At 66.2% G+C, this 13,990-nt stretch carries 10 protein-coding genes; 4 read left to right on the top strand and 6 right to left on the bottom strand.

The window, feature by feature from the left end:
* Nucleotides 1-220: 220 nt before the first annotated feature.
* The 6 genes from LQ144_RS12205 to LQ144_RS12180 all read right to left on the bottom strand — a co-directional run bounded on the left by LQ144_RS12205 (nt 221) and on the right by LQ144_RS12180 (nt 9,921).
* The gene (locus LQ144_RS12205) at nt 221-2,314 is read right to left on the bottom strand and encodes a PhoX family phosphatase (RefSeq protein WP_230118973.1); all 2,094 of its coding nucleotides are present in this window, start codon (nt 2,312-2,314) and stop codon (nt 221-223) included.
* Between the two features lie 153 nt (nt 2,315-2,467).
* On the bottom strand, nt 2,468-4,579 hold the full coding sequence (locus LQ144_RS12200; RefSeq protein ID WP_230118972.1) for a copper-translocating P-type ATPase: 2,112 nt from the start codon (nt 4,577-4,579) through the stop codon (nt 2,468-2,470).
* Between the two features lie 146 nt (nt 4,580-4,725).
* A complete protein-coding gene (locus tag LQ144_RS12195) occupies nt 4,726-5,703 on the bottom strand; it encodes an o-succinylbenzoate synthase (RefSeq protein WP_230118976.1) in 978 nt (325 codons plus the stop codon).
* A 158-nt stretch (nt 5,704-5,861) separates the two neighbouring features.
* On the bottom strand, nt 5,862-6,518 hold the full coding sequence (locus tag LQ144_RS12190; RefSeq protein ID WP_230118971.1) for a class I SAM-dependent methyltransferase: 657 nt from the start codon (nt 6,516-6,518) through the stop codon (nt 5,862-5,864).
* Between the two features lie 405 nt (nt 6,519-6,923).
* Complete coding sequence (locus LQ144_RS12185) at nt 6,924-8,348, bottom strand: sensor histidine kinase (protein ID WP_230118970.1); 1,425 nt, start codon at nt 8,346-8,348, stop codon at nt 6,924-6,926.
* On the bottom strand, nt 8,341-9,921 hold the full coding sequence (locus LQ144_RS12180; protein ID WP_230118969.1) for a response regulator: 1,581 nt from the start codon (nt 9,919-9,921) through the stop codon (nt 8,341-8,343). The genes LQ144_RS12185 and LQ144_RS12180 overlap by 8 nt, the downstream gene beginning before the upstream one ends.
* A gap of 712 nt (nt 9,922-10,633) precedes the next feature.
* On the opposite strand from LQ144_RS12180, the gene LQ144_RS12175 reads away from it, so the two are divergent.
* The 4 genes from LQ144_RS12175 (at nt 10,634) to LQ144_RS12160 (ending at nt 13,916) form a co-directional block, all read left to right on the top strand.
* On the top strand, nt 10,634-12,175 hold the full coding sequence (locus LQ144_RS12175; RefSeq protein WP_230118968.1) for a HAMP domain-containing sensor histidine kinase: 1,542 nt from the start codon (nt 10,634-10,636) through the stop codon (nt 12,173-12,175).
* The gene (locus LQ144_RS12170) at nt 12,172-12,996 is read left to right on the top strand and encodes a response regulator transcription factor (protein WP_354962146.1); all 825 of its coding nucleotides are present in this window, start codon (nt 12,172-12,174) and stop codon (nt 12,994-12,996) included. Before LQ144_RS12175 ends, LQ144_RS12170 begins: the two co-directional genes overlap by 4 nt.
* Nucleotides 12,997-13,102: 106 nt before the next feature.
* Complete coding sequence (locus LQ144_RS12165) at nt 13,103-13,546, top strand: hypothetical protein (RefSeq protein WP_230118967.1); 444 nt, start codon at nt 13,103-13,105, stop codon at nt 13,544-13,546.
* 109 nt (nt 13,547-13,655) lie between these two features.
* Entirely contained in the window at nt 13,656-13,916 is a 261-nt protein-coding gene (locus LQ144_RS12160; protein WP_230118966.1) for a hypothetical protein, read from the top strand.
* Nucleotides 13,917-13,990 lie beyond the last annotated feature (74 nt).

The raw sequence follows: 13,990 nt of genomic DNA, 5'->3' as shown, positions 1-13,990 counted from the left end.
CTCCCGCAGATCCCGCCCTCCCCCGCCACAGGACCTGCGAGAGGGTCGGCCAGAAACCCACAGAACCTGCGAGAGGGTCGGCCAGAAACCCACAGAACCTGCGAGAGGGTCGACCAGAAACCCACAGGACCTGCGAGAGGGTCGACCAGAAACCCACAGGACCTGCGAGAGGGTCGACCAGAAAGCCACAGGACCTGCGAGAGGGTCGGGAGCGGAGCCCCTACGCGCTCTTGCGGAAGACCTGGATCACGGACGGCCGCGGTGCCCGGACCTGGCCGCGCTTCGGTGTGGCACCGGCAGGCACGTAGTCCGGGAAGTACGAGTGCGGCGCCTCGAAGGTGCCTTCCTCGCCCGGGTGCTGCACGGAAACGAAAACAGTGCGTTCGTCGTCGTGGACGATGGGGCCGCACGTTTCGGCGTCGCGCGGGACGGCGAGGAACTGCTCCACGCGGCCGCGCTCGGTGCCTTCCAGGGTGACTTTGAAAAGCCCGTCCGCCTTGCCGATCCCGGAGGGGGCGCCGTCGGTGGAGATCCAAAGGTTGCCCACGGAGTCGAAGGCCAGGTTGTCCGGGCAGGAGATCGCCGAGACCTGGTCTGCCGGGAAACCGGAGAAGTAGGTGACGTCGCCGGTAGCGGGATCACCGCAGACCATCAGCAGGTTCCACGTGAACTTCGTCGAGGTCTGGTCGCCGTTCTCGGTGATCTCGACGATGTGGCCGTCCCGGTTTTCGTTGCGCGGGTTGACCTCCGTGGCGCCTTCCTTGCCCACCTTGCCGCGGTCGGAGTTGTTGGTGCAGGCCACGTAGACCTTGCCGGTGTGCAGACTCGGCTGGACGTCCTCGCAGCGGTCCATCTTGGTGGGGCCCACCTTGTCCGCGGCCAGTCGCGTGTAGACGAGCACTTCCTCCACGGACATCCCGGCGACCTTGGACTTCCCGCTCACCACGAGGGGCAGCCATTCGCCGGTGCCGTCGAAGGAACCGTCGGCCGGAACCGAACCGGAGCCGTCGATCTGGGACGCCGGTGCGTCGCCGGTGAACTTGGCCACGTACAGGTCGCCCTCGGAGAGCAGCGTCATGTTGTGACGGCGGTTCCCGTCGATGAACTTGTTCTTTGAGACGAACTTGTACAGGTAGTCGAAGCGCTCGTCGTCGCCCATGTAGGCCACAACGTGCCCGGACCTGGCCACGATCACGTTGGCGCCTTCGTGCTTGAAGCGGCCCAGGGAAGAGTGCTTCTTCGGGGTGGAGGTGGGGTCGAACGGGTCGACTTCCACGATCCAGCCGAAGCGGTTGGTTTCGTTCTCGTAGCCGGAGTTGTTGGCGTCGAAGCGCGGGTCATCAAGTTCCCACTGGCGGGCCGTGGGCTTGTTGGTGAGGCCGTAGCGCTTATCGGCGGCGGACGTGCCCGGGGCGACGAAGTAGCCGTTGAAGTTCTCCTCGCCGGACAGGACGGTGCCCCACGGCGTGGTGCCGCCGGAGCAGTTGCCCAGCGTGCCGTTGATCCAGCGTCCGGCCGGATCGGCAGTCGTTTTGACGAGGAGGGAGCCGGCGACGGGCCCCGTCAGCTCGTAGCGGGTGCTGTTAAGGTACCGCCGGTTCAGGCCGGCGCCCTTCACGTAGCTCCACGGCTGGTTCTTGTTCTTACGCTCCAGCTCCACCACGGTCAGCCCGTGGGCGGCGGCACCGACGGCCCGCATCTCGGCGGCCGGCATCGTGGCCGGGAACATGATGTTCTCGTTGGTGTACTCATGGTTGGCGAAGAGCAGGGCGCGGCGGCCCTTGCTGCCCGGGATCTCCAGGATGTCCGAGTAGTCGTTGTTGTAGCCGAACTGCCGCGACTGTGCAGCGGCGGTCTGGTTCGTGAGATCGAACGCGGGGGCGTCGTTGAAGATCGGGTCACCCCAGCGGATGACTGGCTGCCAGGTGAAGCCTGCCGGAACGGTCACGGCGTCGACGTCGGTGCCGATGGAGGGAATGGCGGTGAACTGAAGCTTGGACGTGCCCGCGCGGCCGTAACCGTTCGTCGCGGCGGCCGACAGGCCGGTCCCGCCGTCGGCAACGGCAGTTTCGGAAGAAGTCAGGGAGCCGCCGAGTACGACGGCGAGAGCACCGGCGGCGCCGAAGCCCAGGGCGGCGCGGCGGGACAGGGTGGTGGACGCGATGTCACGGAAGTAGCTGTTGGAGCTGGTGTTGCAGACGTCGCCCGAGCAGGCGTTGTCGCACTTCAGCGCACAGGTGACGGGGCTGCGCTTGCCTTTGGTGTGGCCGAGCATAGGCAGCAGGGCAAACTTGCGCCCGGGGATTTCAGACATGGAGAGACCTTCCAAGGGGTGAGATGCGGTCCCGGCCACCCTTCCAGCGAGAACTAAATGTGAGAGGACGCTCTGGTTAAGATCCGGTGAACTTACAGACCTGTAAGTTCATGTTCGCAGCGCAGGAAGAAGCAACTGCCGGGCGCCGGCGGGTCAGCTGATCCGGGCCGGGTTGAGCTTCAGCCGGCGCAGCAGCTGGGCGTTGAGTGCAACGACGATCGTGGACAGGGACATCAGCACCGCGCCGGCGGCCGGTGAGAGCACCACTCCCGCGAAGGCCAGCACACCGGCGGCCAGCGGGACGGAAATGATGTTGTAGCCGGTGGCCCACACCAGGTTCTGCCACATCTTTCGGTAGCTTGCCCTGGACAGATCCACCATGGACAGCACAGACCGGGGATCGTTGCCGGCCAGGATGACGCCCGCTGACTCGACGGCCACGTCCGTGCCGGCGCCGATCGCGATGCCTACTTCCGCCCTGGCCAGCGCCGGCGAATCGTTGACGCCGTCGCCCACCATGGCCACCTTCAGGCCGCGGCCCTGCAGCTCGGCCACCTTCTTGTCCTTGTCCGCAGGGAGCACCTCGGCGAATACCTCGTCGATGCCCAGCTCGGCGGCCACGGCCTGTGCCACCTGCCGGGCGTCGCCGGTGATCATGGCCACCCGGATACCCCGGTGCTGAAGTGCGGAGACAGCCCGCCTCGATTCGTCGCGGACGGCGTCCTCAAGGCTCACCGCTCCGAGAATCCTGTCGCCCTCCACCACGTGCAACACCGCCGCCCCGCGGCCCTTCCAGCGGCTGGTGGCTTCAGCCAATTCTCCGGTTTCCGCAATGCCTAGCTCCCGGAGCAGCGCAGGGCCGCCCACCTGAACGAGGCGGCCGTCCACGGCGGCCCGCACGCCCCTGCCCGTCAGTGACGTGAAGTCAGTGGCCAAGGGAATACGCAGTCCCTGCTCCCGTGCTGCCCGCACAATCGCCCGGGCCACGGGGTGCTCACTGTCCGCCTCAACCGCGGCGGCGAGACCCAGCAGCTCTTCCCTGCCCACGCCGTCCGCGCTGGCCGCATCCTTGAGTTCCGGCTCGCCCCTGGTCAGCGTGCCGGTTTTGTCGAACAGCACGACGTCGATGGTCCGCATGCTTTCCAGGGCCATCCGGTCCTTGATCAGCACGCCGACGCGGGCGGCCTGCTCGGTGGAGATGGCGATGACCAACGGGATGGCCAGGCCCAGGGCATGCGGGCAGGCGATGACCAGCACGGTGACCGTGCGGGTAACGGCGTCCGGAACGCTGCCGAGCAGGGTCCAGACAATGAACGTGATGACGCCTGCGCCTGCTGCGAAGTAGAAGAGGAAGGCCGCAGCCCTGTCGGCCAGGGCCTGCGCTTTCGACGACGACGCCTGCGCTTCCGCGACCAGCCGCTGGATGCCGGCCAGCGCCGTGTCGTCGCCGACGGCAGTGATGCGGACGCGGACGGAACTGTCCGTAGCTACAGTCCCGGCGACCACGGGGTCGCCCACGCCACGGGGAACAGTCCTGGACTCGCCGGTGATCATGGATTCGTCGAATTCAGCCTGGCCACCGATAATCGTGCCGTCCGCGGGCATCCTGGCTCCGGAACGGACCAGCACGGTGTCGCCGCTCCGGAGCTCCAGGACGCTGACGGTTTCGGTGCCGTGGCCGGTGATTCGCTCGGCCTCGTCCGGCAGCAGTGCCGCTAGCGCGTCGAGCGCCCCCTGGGCGGAACCGAGGGCGCGCATTTCGATCCAGTGGCCCAGCAGCATGATGGCCACGAGCAGTGCCAGCTCCCACCAGAAATCGAGGTCAAATCCGCCGATGCCCAGGCTCGTGGCCCAGGAGGCAGCGAAGGCGACGCTGATGGCCATGCCGATCAGCAGCATCATGCCGGGGCGCCGGGCCTTGAGTTCGGACAGGCCACCGTTGAGGAAGGGCTGGCCACCGTAGAAGAAGATCACTGTACCCAGCACTGGCGGAATCCATGTGGATCCGGGGAACTCGGTCGGCATGTAGCCGAGCAAGTCCCCAAACATGGGGCTGAAGTAGACGACGGGAAAGGACAGGGCAAGGCTGAGCCAGAACCTGTTCTTGAACATGGCAGTGCTGTGCCCGGCATGCTGGCCGTGCGTGTGCACCTCATGATCGCCGTCCGGCCACGTGGCATTCATCGCGTGGTCCGAGTGGCTTTCGGTGAGGCCGTTGGTTCCGCGCCCTAAATGCGCGTGAGTTGTTGCGTCTGATCCAGGCATTTCAGTTCGTTCCTTCACGGAAAGAGGTGATGAGGATGCTGGGGTTGAACGGCTGTAACGGCCCGGGACGGGAGGCCTGGACAAACCACTTCACTGACAACACGATTAACATACCCCAGGGGGGTATGTTCGTCAAGGACCGCCGGTCACTCGATCTCCGCGTAGGCGCGGCGCAGCCGGGCTAGCCACCATTCCCTCCTCTCCGAAGAGGCGGCGTACTGCTCCAGCAGCCCCTGGTCGGCGAAGGCCTCACGGAGCCGGATGGCGCCGTCGTCGGCCACCAGCGGATCAACGGTGACGTCCCCGGCCAGGAGTGACACCGTCCCCAGGCCGCACGCGTAGGGCAGCTCCGGCAGGGCGGCAGCAAGCGCAAGGCCCGCACGGATTCCCACGGACGTGTCCAGCGCGGAACTCACCACGGCGGGCATCCCGGCCTGCGCGACGATGCTGAGCGCACGCCGCACTCCCCCCAGTGGCGCCACCTTGACCACGATCAGATCGGCGGCGCCGGCGCGGGCCACTTTGAGCGGATCGTCTTCCTTGCGCACGCTTTCGTCGGCCGCGATCAGCACCGGAATACCCGCCGAGCGCAGACGGCGGCGGACCTCGGCAAGGCCCTCGATGTCCGGCGCCGGCTGCTCCGCGTATTCCAGCCCGACGCCGGCCAGCCTGGTGAGTGCTTCCACGGCCTCCGGAACGTCCCAGCCTCCGTTGGCATCCACACGGATGGCGGCGTCCGGCAGTGCGGCGCGGACCGCGTCCACCCGGGCGGCGTCGTCGTCGAGGGTCTGCCCGCGCTCGGCGACCTTGATCTTGACGGCGTCCACGCGGCCGAACCGGGCCAGGATTTCCGGCACCTGCGCGGCGGGGACCGCCGGCACCGTGGCATTGACGGGGATGCTGGTCCGGAGTGGCTCCGGGAAACCACGCCAGCCGGCCTCAATGGCGGCGGCGAGCCACCGGGAGGCTTCGGCGTCGCCGTATTCCGGGAAGGCGCCGAACTCGCCCCAGCCTACGGGTCCCTTTAACAGGAGCGTTTCGCGTTCGAGGATGCCGCGGAACTTCACCCGCATGGGCAGCACCACCACGTGGGCGGCGCCGATCAGCTCCTCAACAGGGGGCATGTCGCCCGGAGAACGCAACGCCGGCGCGGAAAGCGACGGAAAATGGGAAGGCCCGGGAGGCCGTTCGGCAGGCATGGCTTCACTGTACCGGTGCCCCAAGCCGCCGCCTCAGCAGGAATCACGCTATGTGGACAAGCCTCCCGAACGAGCCGCGTCCCTCACTCCGGTCGGGTGGCATGCCCCAGAATGTGAGCCACCGGCGGGGCGAGCGGATGACCGGAGAAACCGAAACGCTCGTTGTCCTTCACCTGAAATCCTGCAGCACTGATGGCCTCCAGCGTGTCCCTGTTGGGGTGGCAGCCGCCCGCCACCCGCTGCCAGCCGGGCGCCAGCACGTCCTCCGCCGCGGCAATGATCCGGCGGCTGGAGCGGACATGCTCGTAAAAGGCCAGCGTTCCACCCGGGCGCAGCACGCGAAAGACTTCCGCCAGGACGCCTGCTTGGTCCGCAACGCTGCACAGAACCAGGCTGCAGACCACCGCATTCGCGCCGGCATCCGGCGCCGGGATGTGTTCGGCCGATCCCGCAACCAGGACAACGGGTACCGGGGCCGAAGCCGCCCGCCGGTCGGCCAGTCCGCGCAGATAGTCGTCCGGTTCAATGGCCAGGACGTCCGTCACGGTCTCCGGGTACAGCGCAAACGATGACCCCTCGCCGGCCCCGATTTCGATTACGCTTCCTTGCAAACCGGACAACAGGCGCCGGCGGTGGTCGGCGCCTCCTCGGCGGTTCATCCCGACGACGGCCCGTGCGTATGCGCGGGCAAAGCGGGGGTGCTGCAGTCCAGCGGGACCTTCCGGGCTCTGCGATGTCATTTGACTGAGCTTTCTTTGAACGACGCCGGCCCCCCAACGTCGTGGGGGGACCGGCGGCTTTTGGGGCGGCGCCCTGTTGACGAGGGAGCCGCGATTGAGACCTAGCAAATTGTGTGGTGCAGGAATGTTGTGCAGAAATTAGGAGGGAAACCGAGAAACGGCCTTTTGGGCCTGCAATTGGGCGCGTTGCCGTTATGGCCTGGGAAGTCCGGGCCAGATCGCGACCCCCAAGACCGCAATCCAGCCGACGGGCAAGTGCCACGACAGCAGGACGAGCCGCTGCACCCCAATGCAGCAAGCCTAAACCTTCAAAAACGGCGGCACCGCCGCTGCACCCAAGACCCAAAGGACCCACAGAAATCCAAGGATCCCAAGGCTCCTAGGAACCCCAAGCGCCGAAGGTTCCTAGGGAACCGGCTGCGGCACCCCAGGGACGTCCCCCGGGACGTCGTCGTCGATGTCATCGTAGACGTCGGCGGCCAGATCCGCCTCGACGCCGACGCCGAACCGGGCAATCACTGTGGTCCCCCGTCCGGGAGCCGACATCACCTGCAGGGTCCCGCCGGCCTCGCAGATGGTGTCCCGCATGATCCGCAGGCCGAAGTGGCCCTCGGGTGATCCCAAGCTCTGGTCAAAACCGCAGCCGTCGTCGTGGATCCGGATTTCGGAGCGTTTCCCGTCCTGCCTGAGCTGGAGCTCGGCGTTGGCCGCTTTGGAATGCTTGGCCGTGTTGGCCAGGGCCTCCCGCGCCACTCGGTAGAACAGGGCGGCACGGTCCCGGTCCAGCTCGCACTTGGCCGGAAGCTCGAGCGCGAGGCTGATTCCGCGTTCCTCAAGTGGATCACCCAGTCTGGCAAGGGCGCCTGACAGGCCCAGCCGGTTGAGGTCCGGCGGGTAGAGCTCGCTGGTCATCGCGCGCAGGCTCCGGACGTTATCCTGCAGGATCCGCCGGGCATCAGCGAAAAGCTGGCGCTGGCCTACCGGACCGTGCAGCTCCTCGGATTCCAGCACGTAGGACAAACCCGAGAGGTCCTGGATCACTTCATCGTGCAGGTCACGCGCAATCCGCTGGCGTTCCAGTTCCGAGGCTTCAATGGCTCGGTGCAGGAGGCGGCTGCGGGCGGCCTCATAGGCCTGGATACGCTTTGCGAGCCTAACGGCCGGGAAAAGTTGTGCCAATTGCAGCACGCCCAATGCAAGGAGGAAGGGCGGCGCCATGCCGAACAGCACCGCAGTCTGCTCCAGGCGGACAGCACCGACGTCGTAGTAGGCCTCGAACACGAGCAGCTCACCGTTGGGTGCAGTGACGGGAACGTAGACCTCAACCAATTCCTCGGTGGAGGCTCCTGGCGAACTGACCTCGTCCTTCTGCATATCCAGGTTGGCCGGCACATCCTGGCCGTTCAGCACCTCGGCGGCCTCCCCGGGCAGCTCGAACGTCTGCCCGATCAGCTTGGGGTCCTCCGAGTAGACGATGCGCCCGTTCTTGTTCCAGAGCCTGATTTCAAAGACAGACCGGTCATCCATCCAGGGACGAAGCCGCGCATCGAGGCGCGCCACCGCGGCCGGGTTTCCGGACAGCACTGATTTGTCCAGGAGCGGCCCCACCACGTTCTGCGCCAATTGCTCCGTGGAGTGCTCCGAATTCTGCAGCGCATGTCTTTCGGCCTCGGACCAGATCCAAAAGGCCACTGGCGTGATAACCACAACCAGGGCCACCAGACCCATGAGCAGGAAACGACGGACGGCCTTGAAGACTTCGGAACGCTCGGATGCCGGCGATTCCAGCGGACGGAACAGTACAGGCCTCCGGAGGGATGGCCTAGCCATTGGACGGCTGCTCGAGCATGCCGCGCCGTGAAGCTTCCATAACCGATTCGAGCTGAGAATGGGTTCCCAGCTTGGCGAAGATTGCCTTCACGTAGCCCCGGCAGGTGTTGAGCGAGATGTCCAGCTTGCTTGCCACTTCCTTTGAACCGTGACCGCCGGCCATCAGCCTGAGCACGTCCAGCTCGCGCGGCGTCAGCACCGGACCGCCCGGCTCCACTTCGCGGACAGCCGCGGCGGGCTTCGGAGTGCTCATGCCCAGCTGTGCGACCAGCGACGGGTGAACAACCATGTTGCCGGCCCGTGCGTACCGGAGCGTATCCAGGAGCGTGGACAGCGAGCCGCCCTTGGGAAGGAAGGCGCAGATGCCCATCGAGGCGGCTGTGCGCAGCGCCTCCGGAGTCGGGTCGCCGGTCAGCATCACGATCCGCGTCTGTGGAGCATCCGCCAGGATGCGGGCAGCGGCGGTGAGGCCGTCGCCGTCGGGCAGGTGGTAGTCCATGATCACGACGTCGGGCTTGAGCGCCATGCTCTGCTCGACGCCGCTCTTGGCGGTGGTGGCCGAGGCCACGCTGCGCAGGTCCGGCTCGCGGTCCAGGGCAGCGGTGAGCAGCTCGGTGAAGGTGCTGTGGTCGTCGATGGTCAGGATGCTGATCTCCCGCATACGCTGAGAAGAAAGCGGGGGAAGCGGTGAATCCCCGTCGGACAGGTCAGCAGCTTCATCATCGCTCACGGCGGTTGCCTGGAGCAGCCGGGCGTGCGCATCGCGCAGAGCCCGCCCGGGCAGGCAGCCGATCTCCTGGTCCATGACACGGCGGCAGCGTCCGTACGCCCGAAGCGCCTCCATGTACTGTCCGGATTCCTCGAGGCCCAGCACCAGTGCGGTCCAGGCCCTTTCGTTGATGGGGTCATCCAGGAGCAGTTCGCTGGCGAGGGCCACGGCGCGCTCCGGCTGGCCCACGGTGACGGCGGCTTCGGCGGCCCGGGCCTTGATGCTGGCCACGCGGGCTGCGTGCAGCGCCCGTTCCTCTTCGGCCCAGCCGGCTAGGAGCTCATCGCCGAGCAGCGGCACCGAGGCGATCTCCAGTGCCTTCTCAAGCATCTTGTAGGACTCCGCGGGGGCGGCGTGTCCGGCCTGCTTCAGGAGATCGTCGAACCGGTCAAGGTCCAGGTCCACCGCGGCGCGGTCAATCAAGTATCCGCCGGTGACCGTCCGAAGCGCTCCGCCCTTGCCGGAGCCCGGCTGCAGGTGGCGCCGCAGGACGCTGACATAGCTTTCGAGAGTGGACAGGGCCTCGGCGGGAGGCTGGCCGTTCCACAGGACGTCGATCAGGTGGTTCTTGGAAACCGGTGTTCCGAGCTTGAGCAACAAGATCTCAAGGACCTGCCGCGGTTTCGGGCCGCCCAGCTCGTGGGATCCGATGACCACGTTTCCGCGGCGGACCTTGAGCGGACCCAGGATGCTGATCGAGAGCCGCGCCGGCGCTCCACCCTCACCCTCTGAGGCTGTCGGAAAGTGCTCGTCTTCGTGGACTCTCCTTGACCAGCGAGTGTCCTCTGCAACTGTCTGAACCATCTTGCACCTACTATCCCCATGACTGCATTCCCCATGAATGGCTTGGACTCATACTTGTCAATCAGGCAAGCACGGGCACGAGTAGCGGGTACTCGAATTTTCGGGAAAGGACTACTTGGTTGCTTCCCCAGCCAAGGGGTGACCACTTGGCTTGGCCCCTTCAGGCATCCCCCTTAAACCTTGGGGATGGGGCGTCTGGGGCTACAAAAGTGCAAGTTTTTCCCAAGAACTCAGGCGTAGTTTGGTATTACCGCAGTTCCCAGCGGCGTTCATGCGATCCTCACCCCGGAGGACCGCCAGATATGCATGAAATGGGTGACCTCATGACGCTGACCGTGGCCGTACCCAGTACAAGCAAGTACTCCGAGTACCCGGCAATGCGTGGTGTTTTCGGTGGCCCCTGGACTCAAAAAAAATCTTCGGCCCGAGGGAAATTGCGTGCACCGTTACGCGGTCAAGTCTGTAGGCACGCGCGTAAAGAGCTGTACGGGCCGCGCTTCCACCGGCCGTCGCCGCATCCGCAGATAGAAGAGGCACAACGGTGAAGGCCGACGGCGAGCATCGGTCAAGGCTGCGGTTTGCCCGGCGGCCAGGCCTGCGGCCGGCTCAGCGCCACGGCCCGCGGCCGGAAAAGCGACTAGAAAAGCGACCGGAAAGGCGGTCAGACGTCCGGGCCGAGCTGCACGCCGAATTCCATTCCGTCCGCTTCCGGGTGCTGGCCACGCTTCTGGTCTTCATGGGAGTGGGACTTTTCGGCTCGGGGGCTTTCACGCACGCCGCCCAGCTCAGTGCCCTCAACAACAGGGTCAACGCGGAGCTGCGCCTGCCGGCCGCACAACTTGAGGACCTGGCAAAGAAAGGCGTGCCGGGTTCCGGGGGTGCTTCATATGGCAGCCTGGATGACCTTTTCACCACGTTCCTGCGGAGCGGCACACCGGGCGGGTACGAATCGGTCATGACCACGATCCGGGGCGGGAACACCATCCTTCCGTCCGTGCCGCAGGGTACCAACCTGAGCTCCGGGCCCCTGATCCAAAGGATCTGGAACATGCGCGCTCCCGGCCGGACCGTTCTTCGGGACACGACCATCGACGGCAGGACGGTCCGGCTGGCAATCACGTCGGTGTCTTTGGAAGGCACACAGGACGAAGGGCTGCTGGTTGCAGCCAACGAGATCGGCAAGCAGCGCCACCTGGTGTTCGTGTCGATGTGGAATTATGCGCTGGCCTCGGCTGCGACGCTGTTGTTTGCCGGAGTTGTCGGGTGGATGGTCATCGGGCGCCTGCTCAGTCCCGTCCGGCGCCTGCGGGAGGCCACGCAGGCCACAACGTTCGAAGACCTGACCAAACGGGTCGAGGTCCCCGCCAGCACGGATGACGTCGCCCAGCTGGCCAAGAACTTCAACCATATGCTGGAGCGGCTGGAGTCCGGCTTCGAGAACCAGAGCCGCTTCGTGCACGATGCCAGCCACGAGCTCCGGACGCCCATGACGATCATCCGCGGCTACCTGGAACTCCTCAACGCCGGCGATCCCGAGGACGTCGGCCAGACCCGCGACCTGCTCCTGGATGAGCTGGACCGGATGCAGTCGCTCGTGGACGAGCTGCTGATCCTCGCCCGCAGCGGCCGTCCGGATTTTGTCTCCCCGGACTGGATCGAAGCCGACGATTTCTTGGATGACATCTTGAACCGGATCAAGGTTCTGGGCCCGCGGCACTGGCAGCTGGACGCCAAGCCCGGCGGCCTCATCCATGCGGACCGCCGCCGGCTCACCCAGGCGCTGGAACAGCTCGCGGCGAACGCAGTGAAACACACATCGGAGGCGGACCGGATTTCGGTAGGGGCGGCCTGGGAAGAGAACGACGGCGGCATGGCTTACGGCGCGCGGGCCGGCGCGGCTAAGGACTTCGAAATCTGGGTGGCGGACACCGGCACCGGCATTCCGGCGGACGAGCACGAGCACATCTTTGAACGCTTCGGGAAGGGCCACAATTCTGCCGGCACCGAGGGCTCGGGGCTGGGCCTCTCGATCGTCAAAGCCATTGTTGAGGCGCACGGCGGAACGGTTCGGCTGGAATCGGCCGTGGGCGAGGGAAGCCGCTTCGTGCTGAGTATTCCGTCCGGGGGCGGTGACGGCACCGAAGAAAAAATCAGCGATGCTGAGACAATCACAGCGGCCCCCGCCGCCAAACCGCGGCTGGCTGGACCGGCGTCGGGCCCTGCGGTGGTGGCCAGCACGGTAGGCACTCCGTGACCCGGATTCTGATCGCCGATGACGAGCCCCGCATCGCCGCGTTCCTCGCAAAGGGGCTCACCGCGGCGGGTTACACCACCACCCAGGTAGCTGACGGCGTGAAGGCCCTGGACTATGCCACGTCCGGCGAGTTCGACCTCCTGATCCTGGACATCGGTATGCCAAGGATGGACGGCCTCGCCGTTCTAAGGAATCTCCGCGCCATGCACTCCACGGTTCCGGTGATCGTGCTGACGGCTGCAGACAGCCTGGAATACACCGTTGCCGCGCTTGAGGGCGGGGCGGACGACTACATGACCAAGCCCTTCCGGTTCGAGGAGCTGCTGTCCCGCGTGAAGCTGCGGCTCCGGGGCACGGCGACCGCTGCCCCCACTCCGGCGCTTGTTTACGGGGATCTGACGCTGGATATCAACCTCCGCACGGCGGGAATTGGCGGACGCGTGATCGACCTGTCCGCCCGGGAGTTCGTCATGGCGCGGACCTTCATGGAGAACGCCGGCCGCGTGCTGAGCCGCGAACAGCTCCTGAGCCGTGTGTGGGGCTATCACTTCGAGGGGTCGTCCAACGTGGTTGACGTCTACGTGCGGTATCTGCGGCACAAGCTCGGTCAGGAGCGCATCCAGACGGTCAGGGGTGTGGGCTACCGGCTCATGCGTCTGCCCGGCGAGCAGGAGTCCCTCCCGGCCGACGGCTCCAGCCCCACGGAGGCCGAGGTCGACGGGAGCGCCCAGGAGGGTCACGGCGGGGAAAACGCCGATGGCGGCACCTCGGGAACGCGGCGCAACGGTGAGCCAAATGGACAGGAGCCTGCGCCGGTCTAGCCATTGCATGAGAGGACTCTCATGCAGGTCTCATCCGCGCTTCACCTTCGCACCGCAGAGTGGAATCAACAGCAAGGAAGGCGGACCGGTGAGGGAAGGCGGAGCGATGAAGAAATGGTCGTTGCTGAGCATTCCGCTGGTTGCGCTTGCCGGCATTTCGGTGTGGAGTCAGGCAGTCGTCGGGGCACCTGACGAAAAGTATTCCGGAGTTGTGGTGCGCGAACCCGATCCGCGCTCTGCTGTCCATGGTGACGGCCTCACCAGGCATCCCGGCGTGGCTCCGCTCGGCAAACCGTCCGCGTCCGCCCGGCCCAATTCGCCGAACCTCAAGTCCGCGCCGCTCAATCCCGCATCCTCGACGCCGATCCCCACGGCGACCAGGCTGGCCGAGCCGGCGCAGCCGCAGGAAAGCAGCCCTGCCACCGATCCGGATTCCGGCATGGTTCAGCGCGTTGACCCGACCCAGATCACGTCCCCAGCCGTGGCCCCTACCGACGACCCCACTTCCCATGTCCCCTTCGACGACAGCGGGACAGGCCATGACTACTAGCCAGCGGCGGCACCCCGGATCAGCTTCCCCTCAGCTGAAGGAGCCCGGGATACACAGGGAAGTTCGGGATCTGCACGAGCCAATCCCGCAGGAGCGTTGGGGATACACCGTGGGAGTTCCGAACAGTCAGCCTTCCACCATCACGATCGACGATTCGGAACTCCACCAGCAGGTCCTGGACATTATTCAAGGCGTGCTGGCAACCGCCGATCCCCGTTCCGAAGTCCGGCGCCGTCTGCTGCGGCATCTGGCAGAGAATCCGGGGCATCCCGAGCAGGCGCTGCTGGACCATCTCCGGGACAGGAACCGGCGTGGTGGGAACTCGCCGGGCCCGGCCGGGCACGGCGCGCGGCTCGATTCGCACACTTAATAACGACGTGCGGCCGGTGCGGCCCGGCCGCACGGCGCGGCCCCTGCAGGCCGGCGCCGTCCACTGGCAGGCCC

Origin of the sequence: Arthrobacter sp. Bi83, assembly GCF_918698095.1 — a bacterium.
Classification (GTDB): domain Bacteria; phylum Actinomycetota; class Actinomycetes; order Actinomycetales; family Micrococcaceae; genus Arthrobacter.
Note: the sequence above shows the minus strand (reverse complement) of the source record. Positions and strands in the feature narration are given on the sequence as shown.